Source organism: Corynebacterium sp., assembly GCF_030532715.1.
Taxonomy (GTDB): domain Bacteria; phylum Actinomycetota; class Actinomycetes; order Mycobacteriales; family Mycobacteriaceae; genus Corynebacterium.
Window position 1 is genome coordinate 76,800 of sequence record NZ_JAUNKO010000001.1, and the last position, 18,311, is coordinate 95,110.

Annotated in this window: 19 protein-coding genes; 4 read left to right on the forward strand and 15 right to left on the reverse strand. The window is 60.5% G+C overall.

Annotated elements, in window-relative coordinates:
• Positions 1 to 9: 9 nt before the first annotated feature.
• The 3 genes from Q4D83_RS00370 to Q4D83_RS00380 are packed head-to-tail and all read left to right on the forward strand — an operon-like array spanning position 10 to position 1,878.
• A complete protein-coding gene (locus Q4D83_RS00370; protein ID WP_303172006.1) occupies positions 10 to 591 on the forward strand; it encodes a biotin transporter BioY in 582 nt (193 codons plus the stop codon).
• Positions 584 to 1,264: an energy-coupling factor ABC transporter ATP-binding protein gene (locus Q4D83_RS00375; protein WP_303172008.1), complete on the forward strand. Its 681-nt coding sequence runs from the start codon at positions 584 to 586 to the stop codon at positions 1,262 to 1,264. The genes Q4D83_RS00370 and Q4D83_RS00375 overlap by 8 nt, the downstream gene beginning before the upstream one ends.
• The gene (locus Q4D83_RS00380; RefSeq protein ID WP_303172009.1) at positions 1,261 to 1,878 is read left to right on the forward strand and encodes an energy-coupling factor transporter transmembrane protein EcfT; all 618 of its coding nucleotides are present in this window, start codon (positions 1,261 to 1,263) and stop codon (positions 1,876 to 1,878) included. The genes Q4D83_RS00375 and Q4D83_RS00380 overlap by 4 nt, the downstream gene beginning before the upstream one ends.
• 107 nt (positions 1,879 to 1,985) lie before the next feature.
• Here the strand turns inward: Q4D83_RS00380 and Q4D83_RS00385 are convergent, their stop codons facing one another.
• The 4 genes from Q4D83_RS00385 to pgsA form a co-directional block, all read right to left on the reverse strand.
• Positions 1,986 to 2,819 (reverse strand): PspA/IM30 family protein, encoded by an 834-nt coding sequence (locus Q4D83_RS00385; protein WP_303172010.1) that lies wholly within the window; start codon positions 2,817 to 2,819, stop codon positions 1,986 to 1,988.
• Between the two features lie 82 nt (positions 2,820 to 2,901).
• Positions 2,902 to 3,225 (reverse strand): helix-turn-helix domain-containing protein, encoded by a 324-nt coding sequence (locus tag Q4D83_RS00390; RefSeq protein ID WP_303172012.1) that lies wholly within the window; start codon positions 3,223 to 3,225, stop codon positions 2,902 to 2,904.
• An 8-nt stretch (positions 3,226 to 3,233) separates the two neighbouring features.
• Complete coding sequence (locus Q4D83_RS00395; RefSeq protein WP_303172014.1) at positions 3,234 to 3,794, reverse strand: CinA family protein; 561 nt, start codon at positions 3,792 to 3,794, stop codon at positions 3,234 to 3,236.
• Complete coding sequence (gene pgsA, locus Q4D83_RS00400) at positions 3,791 to 4,396, reverse strand: CDP-diacylglycerol--glycerol-3-phosphate 3-phosphatidyltransferase (protein ID WP_303172016.1); 606 nt, start codon at positions 4,394 to 4,396, stop codon at positions 3,791 to 3,793. Before pgsA ends, Q4D83_RS00395 begins: the two co-directional genes overlap by 4 nt.
• Here pgsA and Q4D83_RS00405 point away from each other — a divergent pair.
• Entirely contained in the window at positions 4,395 to 4,685 is a 291-nt protein-coding gene (locus Q4D83_RS00405) for a YciI family protein (RefSeq protein WP_303172017.1), read from the forward strand. The two genes, pgsA and Q4D83_RS00405, sit on opposite strands and share 2 nt — an antisense overlap.
• A gap of 51 nt (positions 4,686 to 4,736) precedes the next feature.
• On the opposite strand, the gene Q4D83_RS00410 is transcribed toward Q4D83_RS00405, so the two are convergent.
• From Q4D83_RS00410 to Q4D83_RS00460, 11 genes are all read right to left on the reverse strand, one after another.
• Positions 4,737 to 5,759: a TerC family protein gene (locus Q4D83_RS00410; protein WP_303172018.1), complete on the reverse strand. Its 1,023-nt coding sequence runs from the start codon at positions 5,757 to 5,759 to the stop codon at positions 4,737 to 4,739.
• A 178-nt stretch (positions 5,760 to 5,937) separates the two neighbouring features.
• A complete protein-coding gene (locus Q4D83_RS00415; protein WP_303172019.1) occupies positions 5,938 to 8,670 on the reverse strand; it encodes a DNA translocase FtsK in 2,733 nt (910 codons plus the stop codon).
• 53 nt (positions 8,671 to 8,723) lie between these two features.
• The gene (locus Q4D83_RS00420; protein ID WP_303172020.1) at positions 8,724 to 9,350 is read right to left on the reverse strand and encodes a TIGR03085 family metal-binding protein; all 627 of its coding nucleotides are present in this window, start codon (positions 9,348 to 9,350) and stop codon (positions 8,724 to 8,726) included.
• Positions 9,351 to 9,369: 19 nt separating this feature from the next.
• Positions 9,370 to 11,355, reverse strand: coding sequence for a ribonuclease J (locus Q4D83_RS00425; protein WP_303172021.1), 1,986 nt, complete (start codon positions 11,353 to 11,355; stop codon positions 9,370 to 9,372).
• Positions 11,352 to 12,263 (reverse strand): 4-hydroxy-tetrahydrodipicolinate synthase, encoded by a 912-nt coding sequence (gene dapA, locus Q4D83_RS00430; protein WP_303172022.1) that lies wholly within the window; start codon positions 12,261 to 12,263, stop codon positions 11,352 to 11,354. The genes Q4D83_RS00425 and dapA overlap by 4 nt, the downstream gene beginning before the upstream one ends.
• A 106-nt stretch (positions 12,264 to 12,369) precedes the next feature.
• Entirely contained in the window at positions 12,370 to 13,125 is a 756-nt protein-coding gene (thyX, locus tag Q4D83_RS00435; RefSeq protein WP_303172023.1) for an FAD-dependent thymidylate synthase, read from the reverse strand.
• Between the two features lies 1 nt (position 13,126).
• Positions 13,127 to 13,876, reverse strand: a complete 750-nt coding sequence (dapB, locus tag Q4D83_RS00440; protein ID WP_303172845.1) for a 4-hydroxy-tetrahydrodipicolinate reductase — start codon at positions 13,874 to 13,876, stop codon at positions 13,127 to 13,129.
• A 173-nt stretch (positions 13,877 to 14,049) separates the two neighbouring features.
• Positions 14,050 to 15,246, reverse strand: coding sequence for a galactokinase (galK, locus tag Q4D83_RS00445; RefSeq protein WP_303172024.1), 1,197 nt, complete (start codon positions 15,244 to 15,246; stop codon positions 14,050 to 14,052).
• Entirely contained in the window at positions 15,239 to 16,360 is a 1,122-nt protein-coding gene (gene galT, locus Q4D83_RS00450) for a galactose-1-phosphate uridylyltransferase (RefSeq protein WP_303172026.1), read from the reverse strand. Before galT ends, galK begins: the two co-directional genes overlap by 8 nt.
• An 8-nt stretch (positions 16,361 to 16,368) precedes the next feature.
• Positions 16,369 to 16,614, reverse strand: a complete 246-nt coding sequence (locus Q4D83_RS00455) for a hypothetical protein (protein WP_303172028.1) — start codon at positions 16,612 to 16,614, stop codon at positions 16,369 to 16,371.
• A 19-nt stretch (positions 16,615 to 16,633) separates the two neighbouring features.
• Positions 16,634 to 18,304 carry a sodium:solute symporter family protein gene (locus Q4D83_RS00460; protein ID WP_303172030.1) on the reverse strand — a complete coding sequence of 557 codons (1,671 nt, stop codon included), beginning with the start codon at positions 18,302 to 18,304 and terminating at the stop codon, positions 16,634 to 16,636.
• Positions 18,305 to 18,311 lie beyond the last annotated feature (7 nt).

Genomic DNA, 18,311 nt, shown 5'->3' on the forward strand with positions numbered 1-18,311 from the left:
TCTATAACCATGAACAGTAATTCTACGATCCGCGATCTCGCCTATATCGCCGTTTTCGCAGCTCTGTACTGCGTATTGGGTGTGGTAGCCATCCCCACGCCGCTGGCCGCCGTGCCCCTCGTTTTGCAAAACGGTGCCGTGATCATCGGCGCCATCATCCTTGGCCCACGCCGCGGCCTGCTCGCCGCCCTGCTGTTCCTTGTGCTCGCCGCCGGACTGCCGGTACTCGCAGGTGGCCGCACCCTGATCCCCTCCCTCCAAGGCGCCACTGTTGGCTACCTTATCGCGTACCCTATCGCCGCTTTCGTCGCCGGCCTGATCGCTTACAAAGCCCCACGCACCAAAGCCGGCATGTTTACTGCCTTTGCCATCGCCAGTGTAGTCGGCCTCATCATCCAATACATCTTGGGCGCTATCGGCCTTGGGGTCCGCACCGAAATGGGCTTCGCCGCAGCCTTTGCCACGCAACTCGGCTTTATCCTTCCAGATCTCCCCGAGGTAATCGCCGGTATCTTTATCGCCGTTGGCGTGCACAGCGCCTTCCCTGATTTGCGGCCGAAACGCCGCGCCACACAGCCAGCCAATGCCTAATATCCGTCTTTCTGACGTGTCCGTTTCCATTGACGGCCACGACATCCTCACCCATATCAACCTCGAACTGACCGAACAACGAATCGGCATTATCGGGGCAAATGGCGGCGGGAAATCCACGCTTATCCGGCTGATCAATGGCCTCGGCGAAGCCACTTCCGGCAGCGTCACCGTCGACGGCATTGATGTGGCCCAGCATGGGCGCGAGATTCGCCGCCGCGTGGGGTTCGTCTTTTCCGACGCCGAAAACCAGATCGTCATGCCCAACGTGCGTGACGACGTCGCGTTTTCCCTCCGCCGCCTGAAACTTACCCACGCCGAGCGGGAACGGCGTGTCAACGCCGCGCTGGAACGCTTCCATCTCACCGAACACGCGGACAAATCGCCCCACGTACTTTCCGGCGGGCAAAAGCAACTATTGGCCCTGGCGGCGGTATTGGTCATGGAACCGGAGGTAATTATTGCCGACGAACCAACCACACTCCTGGACCTGCGGAACCGCAAGGATTTAAAGGGCCACTTCGATGCCTTGGAGCAGCAACTCATCGTGGTCAGCCACGACCTTGATTTCCTTACCGACTTTGACCGCGTACTGTGTTTGGACAACCAGCGCGTAGTCGCCGACGGTACCCCCAAAGAGGTTATTTCCTACTACCAGAAACTCATGGCATGAGAATTAGGACTGTCCCCTTAGGGGTGTATATTCCCGGCACCTCGCCGCTACACCGCCTACCCCCCTCCATCAAGCTCGCCAGCGTTCTCGCTTTCTCCATCTTGAGTACACTCTTGGCGCGCACCCCATTGCAGGCCGGGCTTTGTGTGGTGGGGGCCGCCGTCATGTTTGCCATCGCGCGGATCCCAGTGCGGGTGGCTTGGGGGCAAATCTGGCCACCGATCCCCTTCCTGCTTTTTCTAGGGGCCTTCCAATGGTGGCAATTCCACTGGCAAAAAGCCGCGACAATCGTGCTGGTGATCCTCGCCGCCATTATGGTTGCCGTGCTCATGACACTGACCACCACCGTAGCGGAAATGATGGACTCCCTGGAACGCGCCCTGCGCCCCTTGCAGCGCTTCGGCGTCCCTGCGGACAGCATTTCGCTGGCCATCTCCCTGGCGATTCGGCTGATCCCCGTGCAACTCGCCTCGGTCTACGAGGTCCTCGACGCCCGCAAGGCCCGCGGAGCCGACTTTTCCCTCACCGCTTTTGGCACCCCGGTGATGATTCGCTCCATCCGGCGCGCACGAGCCATCGGGGACGCACTCATCGCCCGCGGCGTTGGCGACTAAGCTTCCACCAACCTTGGCCTTGCGCCACCTGCAACCGCGGTAGCCGCCCCGACATGCGAAAGGTGCCGCACCCCCCTCAGTGCGACACCTTCCAAAACGAGGAGTGGCTACGCCTCGCCGCGCAGCTCCCGCATGCGCTGCGCTACGGCCGGATCAGTGACTTGCGAATTCGTGCTGGTGCCCTCGGTGAGGGCTTGCTTTTCGCTACCACCGGTGATCTCGTTGGCCATCTGAGCGCGGATTTGTTCGAGACGAGAGTGGCCTGCGAGTTGCACACCGGCCTGCTCAATTTCGGCCATGCGGCCCTGCACGGAACCCTGTGCGAGTTCCGCTTGGCCGAGGGCGTTAGCGTAGCGGCGTTCGATCTTTTCGCGCACTTGGTCGAGGTTCGGGGAGGAACCATTCGCCGTGATGGAGTTCATGGACTTCAGCGACTCGGAGACCTTCTCCTGCATCTTGGCTTGCTCCAGCTGGGAGAGCAGCTTAGTGCGCTCCGCGACTTTCTGCTGCAAGGCCATGGAGTTGCGCTCCACGGCTTTCTTCGCCTGGGAGGCTTGCTGCAGTGCTTGATCGTGCAGCTGCTTGGTGTCCTCCACGGATTGTTCGGCGGTGACCAGTTGAGCAGCGAAGGCTTCGGCCGCGTTTTCGTACTCGGTGGCTTTGCCAAGGTCGCCTGCGGCACGAGCTTTGTCGGCCAGCTGGAGCGCCTGACGAGTGTTACCTTGGAGTTTTTCAATTTCGGCGAGGCGACGATTCAGCTGCATCTCCAGTTGCCGCTGGTTGCCAATCACGGCCGCAGCTTGCTGCGACAATTCTTGGTGCTGGCGCTGCGCATCCTCAATGGCTTGCTGAATTTGGACCTTCGGATCGGCATTCTCCTCGATCTTAGAATCGAACAAAGCCATCAGGTATTTCCAAGCCTTAACGAAGGGATTAGCCATTGTGGAGTGAAACCTTCCTAATTGTTTAAAAGTTTTAGGTTGCGCGGATGTATCCAGCGCACGCTCGACATCAAATGTACCGCTAAACTGCGGGCACCGCAGCTAATTCTGGGCGTGCACCGCGCACAGCCATCGAACTTGCCGCTTCGATGAGTACGTCTGCGACCGGTGAACCAAGCGCACGGCACACGGCTGCGAGGAGTTCCGAGGAGACTTCTTTGCGGCCGCGTTCCAGTTCGGAAAGATACCCTGGGGAAACTCGGGATGCCTCCGCAAGTTCGCGCAATGTTATCCCTTGTTCCGCACGGAAAGATCGCAACGCGGCACCCAAGGCCTCACGCAACAAAGGTTCGGTACGTGAAGCCTGTGCTGCCGGCTTATCCAAAAGAGCAGTGTAGGTAACCATCACTTCCTTTAACGGTCGAATCCATCATTTTGTTCCCGCGAGAGTTCCCGCAGCACACCGAGCAATGTGCGCCACGCGAACTGGGCCGCGGTGCGGCGAATCTCCGCCCTGTCCCCGGCGATCACCGGAACTGGTTTCGAATAGCCTTCTTGCAGCACCCACCGGTGATGATGCGGCGGACAAGCCCGAATCGCATCACTCCACCCGCTCGGGTCGGCGAACCCGATCCACACTTCGCCAACTGGGTGGCCGTCTTGCGGGTCGGGCCCAGCAACACCCGTGAGCGCTACCGCCCAATCGGAACCACAGGCCGCGCGGACACCGGCCGCCATGGCGGTGGCGCACTCGCAGGACACGGGGCCGTGTGTTGCCAAGATCTGCTCGTCGACACCCGCCAGTGTATGCTTCAAATCCGTGGCGTAGGTGATCAACCCGCCGCGGAGCACGGCGCTGGCGCCCGGGACGTCGACAAACATGGCGCTAGCCAGTCCACCGGTGAGGGACTCGCACACGGCGACCGTCTCCCCGCGCCGCCGCAACTCGGCGACAAGCTCCGCACACACGTTCATGAGTGTTCTTTCCGCGAATCAAGCAGGTACTGCACGCCGGTAATCACCGTCACCGCCACCGCGGCGAGCATGACCAAACTCCGCGGCAACAATAACCACCCGGGGAGCGGCATCAGGTACAACGCAACCGCCACTGCCTGCAACGTAGTTTTCACCTTACCCCCCTTGCTGGCGGGCACCACCAAGCCGCGCCGCAGCTGGTACATGCGCCAGAAGGTGATACCCAACTCGCGCACCACGATGACTACGGTGATCCACCAGGCGAGCGCGCCGGTGAGGTTGAGGCTCACCAATGCGGAAATCATTAACGCTTTGTCCGCAATTGGATCGGCGATTTTGCCGAAATTGGTGACAATTCCGCGGGAGCGCGCGATGTCGCCGTCGAGTTTGTCGGTAATCATCAGCGCGATAAAAAGACCGAACGACCACCACTGGGCGTGCGATAACACCAACCACACAAACACCGGGACAAGCACAATACGCAGACTTGTCAAAACGTTCGGTAGGTTCAAATTCGACTGGCGCGCACCAGCCTCAATGTTGTTGTCGGCGCTCACAGTTCTCCACACTACCCAACCACCGGCACCTACAATGACATCCATGAACGTTTTCGCTATCGAATACACCTATTGCGATGATATGGAACTCGTGGCCGAGGTCCGCCCCAAGCACCGCGAATTCCTCGCCCAGCTCAAGGAGGAAGGCAAACTCGTAGGCTCTGGGCCGTACACCGATGACCGTGGCGGCGCGCTCATTATCATCCGACTGCCCGAGCCCGCCACGCTTGCCGACGCCGAGGCGCTCATGGCCGCGGACCCCTACCTCGCCCACAACGCACTCGCCGAACGGGTGTTCCGGCCGTGGAATCCGGTGCTGAACGTATTCAACTAACCGCACATCCCTCCGGGCTCTACGCCCCAGGCCAAGCCCCCGCGCGACGGTTTAGAACTTATTGCGCGGGGCCACGCCACCGAAGGTTTCATCGCGCATGCTCTTGATCACGGACGCGATGGCCGTGATCGCCAAGACGCCTACGATGACAAGGAGCGAGACCACGGTGGGAACCTCAAACACGTGGAACGGTTCGCCACCGTTAATGAACGGCAGTTTATTTTCGTGGAGGGCGTGCAGCAACAGTTTCACACCGATGAAGGCAAGGATCACCCCGAGGCCGTAGGACAGGTACACGAGGCGATCCAGCAGCCCGTCGAGCAAGAAGTACATTTGCCGCAGGCCCATCAACGCAAACGCGTTTGCGGTGAACACGATGTAGGGTTCGCGGGTCAGGCCGAAGATGGCGGGAATCGAGTCGAAAGCAAACATCAGGTCGATGAAACCGATGGATACCAACGCGATCATTAGCGGCGTGACCATCCGCACCCCGTTTTCTCGGGTGAAGAGTTTATCGCCGTCGAAGTTACTGGACACCGGAATCATCTTCCGGGCAAGCCGCACCAACAGCATGTCATCCACCTCGGTCTGCTCCCCGCCGCGGAGTTCATCCATGATGAGTTTCACTGCTGTGTACAGCAGGAACGCCCCGAAAATGTAGAACACCCAGGAGGCTTTCGCAATGGCCACCGCACCGATGGCAATAAACGCGCCGCGGAAAATCAGCGCCAGGGCAATACCGATGAGCAACACTTTTTGCTGGTAGGCGCGGGGAATCTGGAACGCCCCGATGATGAGGGCGAAAATGAACAGATTATCTACGCTCAAGCTGAGTTCGGTGATGTAGCCAGCGAAGAATTCGATCGCATGATCGTGTTTGCCTTCGGGGCCGCCCCACGTGAACCACAGGAACACTCCGAATGCGCATGCGAGCGCCATGTAGAACAGCATCCAGTAGGTAGCTTCCTTCATGGTGGGCTCGTGGGGGCTGCGCACGTGGGATACGAAATCAAAGATGATCAGCCCCATGAGCACGACAATGGTGATGCCCCAAGTCAGTGCGTTTACTTCCATGTGTTGTTTAGACCTCCGGTCTTTAGATTGGTGCTATTGACCGGAGGTCTCCCCCGCCGCTGGCTGGCGGCTGGCAGGACCGGGACTTGAATGAAGTGCCGTGTTGACGATCGCTGCCATGGTTGGGGTACTCCCCTCCAAGACGTTGTTCCACTGTACTCACATCGACGCCGATGTGCTAAAACACGCCGCCGGCGGGATTGGCTTGGACCACGTGCGCCTCGTCGTCTTCTTGCGGCGCGGTTGCCGGGTCCGCGCCCTGAATCATCCACAAGATGGTGTCCAGTTCCTCCGGTTTCACCAATACCTGGCGCGCTTTGGAGCCTTCGGAGGGCCCCACCACGCCGCGGGATTCCATGATGTCCATGAGCCGACCCGCTTTGGCGAAACCAATGCGCAGCTTTCGTTGCAGCATCGACGTAGACCCCAATTGCGATGTGACCACAAGTTCGACCGCTTGCAGGAGATCTTCCATATCGTTGCCGATATCATCGTCGATTTCCTTTTTGGCATTGCCGCCCTTGTCCTCAGTGACGCCCTCGGTGTAGTTCGGCTCTGCTTGCTGCTTGGCTGCGTCCACCACGGCTTGCACTTCCTCGTCGGTGACAAACGCGCCTTGGATGCGCACGGGTTTGCCCGCCCCCTGTGGGATAAACAAGCCGTCGCCCATACCGATCAGTTTTTCGGCGCCAGCCTGGTCGAGGATCACGCGCGAATCCGTGAGGGACGACGTAGCAAACGCCAACCGCGAAGGAACGTTTGTTTTAATAAGGCCCGTAACTACGTCCACCGACGGGCGCTGCGTGGCCAGCACCAAGTGGATACCAGCCGCGCGTGCCTTTTGGGTGATGCGCACAATGGAATCTTCGATTTCTTTCGGCGCCGTCATCATCAAATCGGCAAGCTCGTCGACCACGCAAATGATGTACGGGTAGGGGCGGTACTCCCGTTGGGAACCCATTGGCACTTCAATTTCCCCGGCGCGTACCTTCCGGTTGAAGTCTTTGATGTGGCGCACGCGTGCGGACTTCATGTCCATGTAGCGTTGCTCCATTTCCTCAACCAACCATTGCAGCGCCGACGCCGCCTTTTTCGGCTGCGTGATAATCGGCGTGATCAGGTGCGGAATGCCCTCGTAGGGGGTGAGTTCCACCATTTTCGGGTCCACCAAGATCAGTCGCACTTCCTCCGGGGTAGCCCGGGTCAGCAGGCTCACCAACATGGAGTTCACAAAGGCGGATTTACCGGAACCGGTGGAACCGGCCACCAGCAGGTGGGGCATTTTCTGCACCGAGTGGCTCACAAAATCGCCTTCGATGTCCTTGCCAAGACCGATCAGCATCGGATCGTGGTTGGCCACCACATTGGGCGCGTTGAGCACGTCACCGAGGCGCACCATTTCGCGGTCGGTGTTGGGTACCTCGATGCCCACGGCGGATTTGCCGGGGATTGGGGTAAGCAGGCGAACATTGTCAGTGGCCACCGCATACGCCAGGTTGGACTGCAGGTTCGTAATCTTGGAAACCTTCACACCCGGACCCAACTCCACCTCGTAGCGGGTGACCGTAGGGCCGCGGGAAAACCCGGTGACCACGGCGTCCACATTGAATTCGCGGAACACCTCCGTGATGGCTTCGATCATGCGGTCGTTGGCGGCGGACCGCGTTTTGGGTACCTCACCGGGAATCAATAGCGACGTTGCGGGCAGCTGATAGTCGCCTTGGGGTTCGCGCGGCACCGGCGCCGGCTCGGCCTTGCGGGATTCGCTTTTCGGGGTGCTCGCTGGCACGGCCGTCGGATCCACTCCGCTACGCGCCAGGATTGCCTGACGGACACCCTCGACGCCGGAGGAGACGGCGTCGTCAGTGGGTTTTTTGTTCTTTTTGCGGCGCTGGTTGCCCACCACGATCGCCGGAAACTCTTCGGTATCGGCGTGCGCGATCTGCTCTGGGGAGGCGTTGTCCGCGGCGAGTTGTTCCTCAGTAACCTGCGGCATGTCGAACAGGGTGCTTTGCTCACCGCGCTTGTTCAGTTCGAAGCGGCGGCGGGGCGCGCGCTCCGGCTCCTCGGCATCGTCGCCGTCCGAGTCTTCGTCCTCGTCCTCGTAGAGGTCGCCGCCGGTGTTGATGAGGCTACCGATGAACGCGGCGAAATCCCGTACGGAAATCCCAGTTGTTTTTAAGGCTCCGTAGAAGATCACCAACAGCAGAATCGGCACGGCCAAAAACACGGAAAAGCCAGCGGCGAGCGGCCCACCAACCCACGCCCCGATTGCGCCACCTGCGGTTTTGCGCAGCTCCCACACGATGGGGTCGCCCGCAAACAGGTGGATGGTGCCGAGCATGGGCACGCCGATCAACCCGATTCCCAGCCCGATGCGGTTACGTTGCTCCTGCGGCGGCAGGTACCCCAGCATGAGCACGAGCGCGAGGCCGAAGAGAATCAACGGCAGCAGGTAGGCGCCGGCGCCGATGACCAGCTGCACCATGCTCGCAATGACGCCGCCGATGGGCTCGCCGATACCGAACCACACCGTTCCCCCTAGAATGAGGGACAGGCCGATGAGGGTGAGGCCGATACCGTCCGCGTGGCGTTCGATGGTTGCGTTGATTGCCCCGGGCGCGGGTTTGGCTGCGGCCTGCGGTTTGTCGGCGCTGTTTTCGCTGCTTTGTTCAGCGCTTTTCGACGCCGCGCCATCCTTAGGTAGTTCTTTGGTTTCCGCTGGCTGAGACTTTTTTTTCGGGGCAGCGCTGCGCTTCGCCTTAATCCGGCCAGTAGCGCTTGCGATTGCTTGAAAACCACCAGTGACAGCGTTAAAAGCGCTGCCGGTCCTCTCGGCCGAGGTTGCGGCAGCGCGTTCTGCGGTGCGGGTCGGTCTTGCCGGTTTCGCGCGTTGGCTGTTGGTGGTCATACCGAACAGAATAGCTCGAATTGTCACACGAGCCCCACCCGCCACACCGAAACTTAGATTGAGCTGCGCACAATCCGGTTGATATCGCCCTGAATCTGAATATCCACAGCTTCTCTAAAGAAAGCCCACAACACCAGCTCCCCCAGCGGCCCAGACACGTGCACCACCCGATTACCCGCGGCCGAAACTCCACGGCGATCCGCCGCAACGATGCGCGGCAAGCCCACCGGCTCCAATACCACCGGCGCGGTGGATTTACCCACCAGCATGGCCGCCATCATGCGAAACGGCCGGTACAACGCCTGCTGGTCCGCGGGGCTCAATTCCCGCGGCCGCCACCCCGGCAGCGAACGGCGTACATCCTCGTGGTGCACAAAGTGCTCCAGGGTGTTGACCACGGGACTCAAGTACCGCATGGGGTGATAGATCGGCGGGCCGGCAGCCCATTGGGTAACCAGCTCGTGGAAATCCCGCTGCAGGTATTGTTCCGTCGCAGCATCCAACCGCCCCGACAGCGCTGGAACAAACATTCCGGTGGCGATATCGGGGCGGGTTTCCCGCAGCACCAAATGCACGATTAAATCATGGTTAGTCCACCCAGGCAGCACCGTCGGATGATCGGGGCCAAGCTGGGTGAACAGCGCGGCGAGCGCACTGCGTTCTGTTTCGGAAAAACTCATGCGCCCTAGCCTAGTGCTCTTACAGGCTTTCGCGGGAGCCGTGGATATCCTCATCATCAATATGGGTGGCTTCCGAGTGCATCGGGACCACCGTGGGGATAATCATCGGCTTGCGGCGCCATTTCTGCTCCACATAACGAGACACCTTGCGGCGCAATTGCTGCACCATGCGGTACGGATCGTTCTCGCCCTCACCCGCAAGATCCAACATGATATTGTCCACCAACTCGGTGACCTCGGGCATCATGGCGGCGGCATCCTCGGAGAAGCCCTTCGCTTGCACCGTGGGGTGCTCCAACGGGCGACCCGTGCGGTTATCAATCACCACGGTCACGGCGATCAGACCGCCCTCGCCCATGGACGTGCGGTCCGCCAGCACCTCCTCGTCAATATCGCCCATCGTGACGCCATCGACGTACAGGTTACCCACCGGAATTTGACCGACCACTCGCGCGCGGCCGTCCATCAAATCCACCACCACGCCGTTTTGCGCCAGCACCACCTGGTCCCGGTCCACGCCCGTGGAAATAGCCAACTCCTTGTTAGCGCGCAAGTGCCGCCACTCACCGTGCACCGGCATCACATTCTTCGGCCGCACCGCGTTATACAGGAACAACAACTCGCCCGCATAGCCGTGGCCGGAGGTGTGCACCTTCGCATCCCGCCCGGTGATCACCGTCGCGCCGATCTGCGCGAGCATGTTGATCACACCGAACACGGCTTCCTCATTGCCCGGCACCAGCGACGAACTCAAAATAATCAGGTCGCCGTCCCGCACGTTGATCTGGCGGTGTTCCCGACGCGCCATACGCGACAACGCAGCCATCGGCTCGCCCTGCGTACCGGTGGTCACCAGCATCACCTTATGCGGCGCCATTTTGGCAGCCTCATCCATCGTGATGATCGTGCCGCGCGGGGCCTTCAAGTAGCCCATCTTTTCGGCAATCTCCATGTTTCGAATCATGGAGCGGCCGTTAAACGCAACCTTCCTGCCGGCGGCAGCCGCGGCGTCGACAGCCGCTTGCACGCGATACACGTTCGAAGCGAACGAGGCGACAATAACGCGCTGCTTCGCGTCCGCAACCAACCGCTTGAGCGTGGGCCCGATCTCCGCTTCCGAGCTGGACACGCCGGGGGTCGTCGCATTGGTGGAATCGCACAAAAACAGCGCCACCCCCTCATCGCCCAAGCGCGACAGGGCGGGCAAGTCCGTGGGGCGCTTATCCAACGGCGTTTGGTCGAGCTTAATGTCACCCGTATGCACCACCAGGCCCGCGCCCGTGCCAATAGCCACGCCAAGGCAATCCGGGATGGAGTGGTTGACCGCAAAGAAACGCACATCAAACGGCCCGCGCTTCTCGCGGGAAGTTTCATCCACCGGCACCAGCTTCGGGCGCAGGCGATGCTCGTTGCACTTCGCAGAAATCAACGCCAACGTAAACTTCGAACCCAAAATCGGAATGTCAGGCCGCAACTTCAACAACCACGGAATCGCACCGATGTGGTCCTCGTGGCCATGGGTAACCACCAGCGCCTCAATGCGCTGAAGCTTATCCTCCAAATAGGAGAAGTCCGGCAAGATCAAATCCACGCCCGGCTCACCCGAGGAGGGGAACAACACGCCGCAATCCACGATGAGCAGCCGGTTGTGGTACTCGAAGACCGTCATGTTGCGGCCAATTTCGGAAATACCGCCCAGCGCCACAATGCGCAGCCCCTCCTTCGGGGACTTCGGGGGTTGCGGCAGCCGCTGCGTCAAATCCGCCCCCTGCATGGATTTCACCACGTTACGACGTCCACCCCCGCCATTGTCGCGCCGACCACGGCCGCCCCGCCGATTGCGGGACCCCTGGTTTCTCCCATTTGCCCGGTGTTCGCCGCCGGATTGCATATCCTGCACGCTGGTTTTCACCTCTGCCGCACCGGCCGGGGCTTGAAACTCCACTGCCTCCGGCGGGCCTTGCTTGCGTACTACCTTCCGCGGACGGTTACGGGGTTCAGTCATATTGTAAGGACTCCAACTTTTTCTAAATCGTGGCGGAGTTCCTCCAGTTGCTGCGGATCCGCGGGGACCTGCGGCAGCCGAGGCTCACCGACATCAATGCCTTGGATTCCCAAGGCAGCTTTCGCGAGGCTGACCCCACCCAAGCGGGCCTGGGCGGCGAACAGCGGGGACACTGTGGCGTTGATTTCCCGCGCGCGGGCGAGGTCGCCTTCCTCGAAGCAGGTGTGAATCTCACGCAGCAGGTGCGGAACAATGTGACCAAGCACCGAAATAAAACCGGTGGCGCCAACAGACAACCACGGCAAATTCAGCGGGTCATCGCCGGAATACCAAGCCAAGCCAGTTTCCGCGATCAATGGGATCGCGGCGGCGATATCACCTTTTGCATCTTTCATCGCTTGAATATTGCGATGTTCTGCCAGACGCCTGATGGTATCAGACGCAATGGGAATTGCAGAACGGCTCGGAATATCATAAAGGCAAACCGGCAGGTCAGTGGCGTCCGCCATGGCCATAAAGTGACGGTAAACACCCTCCTGGGATGGTTTCGAGTAATACGGCGTCACCGCTAACAACGCGCTCGCCCCCGCTTCGGCGGACGCGCGCGCCAACTCTACAGACGCGTGCGTATTGTTCGTGCTCGCCCCCGCTACCAACCGAATATCATCCGGCAGCGACTCCCGCACCGCGCGCAACAACGCGAGTTTCTCCGCCGTGGTCGTGGTTGGGGATTCGCCGGTAGTGCCCGCCAAAATCAGCGCATCGCAACCATGGTCCACCAAATGGTGGGCTAAGCGCACGCCCGCATCGATATCAATCTCGCCCTCGGCGGTAAACGGAGTAACCATGGCCACGGCGACGGTGCCAAACGTGGACGCACCTCGAGTTGCTACTTTCCCAGTGTTCATTCTGTTGACCTATCCCTATCGTCGTCGGCGCAGCAGGTTGGCACCGACACTCTGTGGTGTAAATTAAGTTCTTCAAATGGTAACGAAGATTTCCTCATGGAACCAGCTAAAAGTCCGTCACATAAGGGCTTACCGCCATTTCCGAGCCGTCCGCAAGGGTGCTCACCCCGAAATCGCTAAACACGACCGGCGCTTGGCGCTGCAACACCTTTAAACATTCCACCGCCACTCGGCGAATCTCCACGTCCGCATGCTCCGTGGCGCGCATTGCAATGAAATGGCGCCACGTGCGGTAATTCCCAGTGACCACAATGCGCGATTCCGTCGCATTGGGTAGCACCGCGCGCGCCGCCTGCCGCGCCTGCTTTCGCCGCAGCAGCGCATTCGGCTCATCCGATAACCGCTGTTCCAAAGCCTGCAACAACTCTTCGAACGTAAAGCGAGCGTCCTCGACGCACTGATCAAACAATGCGGCCAGCTCCGGATCTTGGGCGATCAACGGGGGCATCACCACCGCCGGCTGGCCATCATGCACAAAGCGCTGCGACAACTGGGAGAAGGAAAAGTGCCGATGCCGCACCAGCTCGTGCGTAGCCGACCGCGAAATTCCCCGAATGTACATGGTGGCGGTGGCGTGCTCCAGCACCGCGAGGTGCCCTACCTCAATAATGTGCCGCAGATACGCCTCATTGCTGGCGGTCCGGGGATTTGGTTTATCAAAGCTCTCGTAACAGGCCCGGCCCGCGAACTCCGCCAACGCTTCCCCGCCGGAGGCGGCATCGTTATCCCACGCCACATCCACGGGCGGGAAGAACTCGCTGGCGGCAATCAGCTGTACGTCAAGGTCTACGTGGCGCACCATCCTACGCGCCCTCAATATCCAAATAGTGTTCCAATCCGACTGTTAAGCCGGGCACCTGACCCACGCGCCGCACCCCCACCAGCACGCCCGGCACGAACGAGGTGCGGTCGTACGAATCCTGCCGAATAATCAGCGTCTGGCCCTGGGTGCCAAAGATGACTTCCTCGTGCGCCACCATGCCGGACATACGCACCGCATGCACCGGCACGCCTTCGACCGCCGCACCTCGGGCGCCATCCAACGCTTGCTCGGTTGCATCAGGAGCTGGGGCCATTCCCGCTGCGCGACGCGCCTGCGCGATACCTTCCGCGGTGTGGATCGCCGTACCCGACGGTGCGTCCAGCTTGTTCGGGTGGTGCAACTCAATGACCTCCGCTGACTCGAAAAACCGAGCGGCTTGGCGGGCAAATTGCATCGTCAATACGGCGGAGATGGCAAAGTTCGGGGCGATAAGCACCCCGACGTTCGGCTGCGCAGCACACCACTCGCGTACCTGTTCGAGGCGTTCTGGGGTGAAGCCGGTAGTGCCGACCACGCAGGAAATACCGTGCCGAATGCAAAATTCGAGATTGTCCATCACTACGCCCGGCTGCGTGAAATCCACAACCACTTCGGCACCCTGATCGACCAAGTCTTGCAGCGAATCGTCGCGATCAACCTGCGCAACCAGCTCAAGGTCGGCGGCGGCGTTGACCCCGTCGCATACGGCTTGGCCAACCCGTCCGCGCGCACCGAGGACTCCGACCTTGATGTTCGCTGCAGCCACGTTTGTTCTCCTTTTCGCTTCAAATTTTCGTTCCCTCGATTCTAACTGCGAAGACGCCTCCACGGACGACGCCGCTCCCCCCGCACACGCGCGCAACCCGCCGGGCGGTGTTGTCACTCGAACCACCGCCCGGCGGGTTTTCGAACCCAACGACGAACTTACTGGGTGCGTTGCGCCCCCGCCGAAGGCACCGCGACCAAAAACTCCGGCGTCGCAATACCCGCCTCGGACGCCGCTCGCACAACCGCCGCTTGCACCGTATCCACGTCGCGAAGGTTCACCAACGCGATCGCGCTGCCGCCGAAACCACCACCGGTCATACGGGCTCCCAGCGCACCCGCCGCGAGGGCAGCATCCACGGCGGTATCCAACTCAATCACCGTGACCTCATAATCGTCCCGCAAACTGGCGTGCGACTCCACCATGCGGCGCCCAAACGCGACGAAATCTTGCGCCCGCAGCTCCTCAATAGCCCGTGTGGTCCGCTCAATTTCGCTCACCACGTGCCGCACACGCCGCCGCACAAGATCCTCCTCGCCTGGGCGCGCGGTGCGGGCCCACTCGGCTGCGGCGTCTTCCGCGTTGGGCACGTCCCGCAGCGGCGCGCCGAGGCCAGCGGTCGCGGCGTCGATAATCCCGCGCCGGGAGGCGTATTGCCCGTCCGCAAGCGTGTGCGGGGCGTTGGTATTGATCACCAGAATTGCCAAACCCGCGGCGTCCAGGTCGCAGGGAATGTGGTGCATGGAATCGTCCGCGTAATCAATCGCTAACGCATGCCCGGCAGTACCCATGAGGGAAATCCGCTGGTCCAACCCGCCCGTCGACGCGCCAACCACCTCGTTTTCCGCGGTCATGCACGCGGCGATAAGCCGCAACCGCGCATCCTCGTCCGCCGCGCCGTGCACCAATTCGTACGCACCAAGCGCAACCGAACATTCCAACGCCGCAGAGCTGGACAGGCCAGCGCCGAGCGGCACCTCGGACACCAGCGCAATATCGCAACCGGGAAACTCCGGCGGCAGCGTGCCCTGCTCTATCGCCGCCCAAATGGAGCCGACCACATAGCCCGCCCAATTCGCCGGATTGCCCGGCCCGACCTCCGCGAGCGGCATCGAAACCTGAGCAACTTCCGTCTGCCCCGGCAACACCGACGCAACCCTGACGAACCCATCCGTACGCAACCGCATCGCCGCATACGTGCGCTGGCTCAGGGCGAACGGCAGGCAAATCCCGCCGGCGTAATCGACATGCTCGCCGATAAGGTTCACCCGCCCCGGTGCCGCCCACACGCCGTCCGGCTGACCGCCGAACATGTCAACAAACAATGCGGCGGCTTGTTGGGTTAGGTCAGTCATGAAAAACCTCCTTAAAACGTGCGGCAATGCGCTCGGGTGTGGTGTCGTTGTTCCAAGCACCCATCGCGGACTCCGTACCCGCAAGGTATTTCATCCGGCCGGGCGAACGCATGAGGGAAAACAGGTGAAGATGGAGCCTGCCGAATTCCCGGTCCGGACCGATGGGGGCCTGATTCCATGCCGCAATGTACGGCGTTTTATCCACTCCCTCGAAAAACCTATCGACGCGGCGCAGAATATCCAGGTAGATGTGGGAAAGTTCGTCCTTCTCGACGTCGGTAAGCTCGGTGAAGTCGGCGACCTTGCGTTTGGTGGCCAGAATCAACTCCATGGGCCACTTCGCCGCGGCGGGCACATATGCGACCCAATGTTCTGTATTGATAATCACGCGTTCGCCGCGCAACTCGGCGGCGAGAACATCGTCAAACAAATCCCTGCCAGCCTCCGCACGATACGCCTTCGCACGGTCAACGATCGCTTGGGTGCGCGGCGGCAAAAATGGGTAAGAGTAGATTTGCCCATGCGGGTGCTGCAACGTCACCCCGATTTCCGGGCCACGATTCTCAAACGGGAAAACCAGTTTGATTCCCGGCAGTTTGGATAGCTCGCGCGTGCGATCCACCCAGGCCTCAATGACGGTGCGCACACGCGCCGGCGGAAGATCCCGAAAACTCGAGTCGGGGTCAGCCGTAAAGCACACGACCTCACAGCGGGCCAACGCGGGGGCTCGATCGACGAACCCATCGAGGCGGGCATCGAACTGCTCCGGCACCTCCATGTGCATGCTCAAGGATGGGAATCGGTTTTCAAACACCACGACGTCGTAATCGTCTGCGGGGATTTCCGTAGGTAACTCCCCGGGCTTCGTCGGGGCGAGCGGATTTTCGTTGGCGGGTGGCATAAACGTGCGGTTCATGCGGTGGGCGGCTATCACGACCCAATCGCCCGTGAGCGGGTCCCGCCGCATCTCCGAGAAGGTATTACTGGGCGGCAACTCGCGGGAATCCACCAGGGTGCGGGTCGCCGCGCCACTGACCCACGGTTCGCGGTCGTCAAAGTAGATGAGTTCGCGGCCGTCAGCAAGCGTGGTACTGGTTTTGCGAACAGTTGTCATAGCGACCGCTACTCCGCATCAGCCTCGGGAACAGCGATGGGGCGCAGCATCGTCCACACGAAAAACGCCACGCCGACTGTGACCATCGCGGCACCGGCATAGAGGTTGTAGTCACTGTTTTTGGGCATGCCCGTCTCGGGGTTGACGCCGGGATCCATGACGAACGCGGCGACGACAAGAATGACGCCGTATGCACCGATCAACGCTCCGATAATGTTGCGGACGTCGAACGCTCCGGCAGTTGAATGAGCCATGGCTATATGTCCTTACCTGCTAAGCGAAAATGATGTTGAGGGCGATAACGAGCACCATGCACAAAGTGCCCAGTGGAACGGTACGGCGGTACCAGGGCATACCTGCCTCAGTGGAATCCGTACGCACATCCTTCGGGGTTTCCGAATACACAAACCCCACCAACTCGGCCGCCGGCTTCGGCGCGGTCACCATGGACACCGCAATGGCTACCACTACGGCGGTGACGAACGCCAACGAAGCAGCGACAAACGCGGTGCCCTGGCCGGGCAGATTAAACACCGCAGCGGAGGTTTCCGTAAAGGACGACACGTACCAATACGCAATTGCGGCGAGCGTGCCGGAAACCAGGGAACTCCAGCCGGCGTGGGCGGTCATGCGCTTCCAGAACATACCGAGAATAAACGTGGCAAACAGCGGCGCGTTAAAGAAGCCGAACAGAGTTTGCAGATAATCCATCACGTTGCCGAAGTTTTGCGCAATCAAAGCGGTGAATACGGCAACGACCGTGGCGGCAATCGTGGCGATGCGCCCGAAGTTCAGGTAGTAGTCATCGTCTCGGTTTTTGACCACATACGTTTGCCAAATGTCGTAGGAAATCACGGTGTTAAACGCGGAAATGTTGGCAGCCATGCCCGCCATAAACGAAGCAAGCAGCCCTGCAATAGCGATGCCGAGCAACCCGTTCGGCAATAGGTCGCGCATGAGCAGCAAGATCGCATCATTCGGTTTTGCAGCCGGAGTTTCACCCATTAATTCGGCAACGGAAACGCTGGCGACCATGCCGGGCAGCACCACAAGGAACGGAATGAACATCTTCGGGAACGCACCGATGATGGGCGTTTTGCGGGCCGCCGACAGCGACTCCGACGCCATCGCGCGCTGCACCTCAACGAAGTTGGTGGTCCAATAACCGAAGCTCAACACGAAACCAAGGCCGAAGACGATGCCCACCGCGGACACCACCGGGTTATCAAAACCAGAGATGTCGACGCCGGGCCACGTATGGAAGTGGCTTTCCGAAGCGACTTTTTCTTTCAGGCCGCCCCAACCGCCGACGTTGTGCAGGCCAATCAACGTCAGCGGCAGCAACGCGGCGATAATGACGAAAAACTGCAGCACTTCGTTGTAAATAGCTGCCGACAACCCGCCGAGCGTAATGTAGCTCAGCACGATGATCGCCGCGACCAGCAGGGTAACCCACAGGTCCCAGCCAAGCAGCGCCTCAACGATTTTGGCCAGCAGCAACAGGTTCACACCGGCGATAAGCAGCTGGGCCACTGCGAAGGAAATCGCATTGACCAGGTGCGCGCCGGGGCCGAACCGCTTCAACATAAATTCCGGCACCGAACGCACCTTCGAGCCGTAGTAGAAGGGCATCATAACGATGCCCAAAAAGACCATGGCGGGGATAGCACCCACCCAGAAATAGTGCATGGTTTGGAAACCGTATTGGACGCCGTTGGCGGACATCCCAATAATTTCCACCGCACCGAGATTTGCGGAAATAAACGCGAGGCCGGTCACCCACGCGGGAAGCGACCGGCCGGACAGAAAGAAGTCAATGGAACTGGACACACGCGAACGCGCGGCCCAACCAATACCAAGCACAAAGGCGAAGTAGATGGCAACGATGGCGTAATCCACCCAGTGGGCATCGAGCCGCAGCGATGGCGCTTGCGCAAGAATCACGGCAATA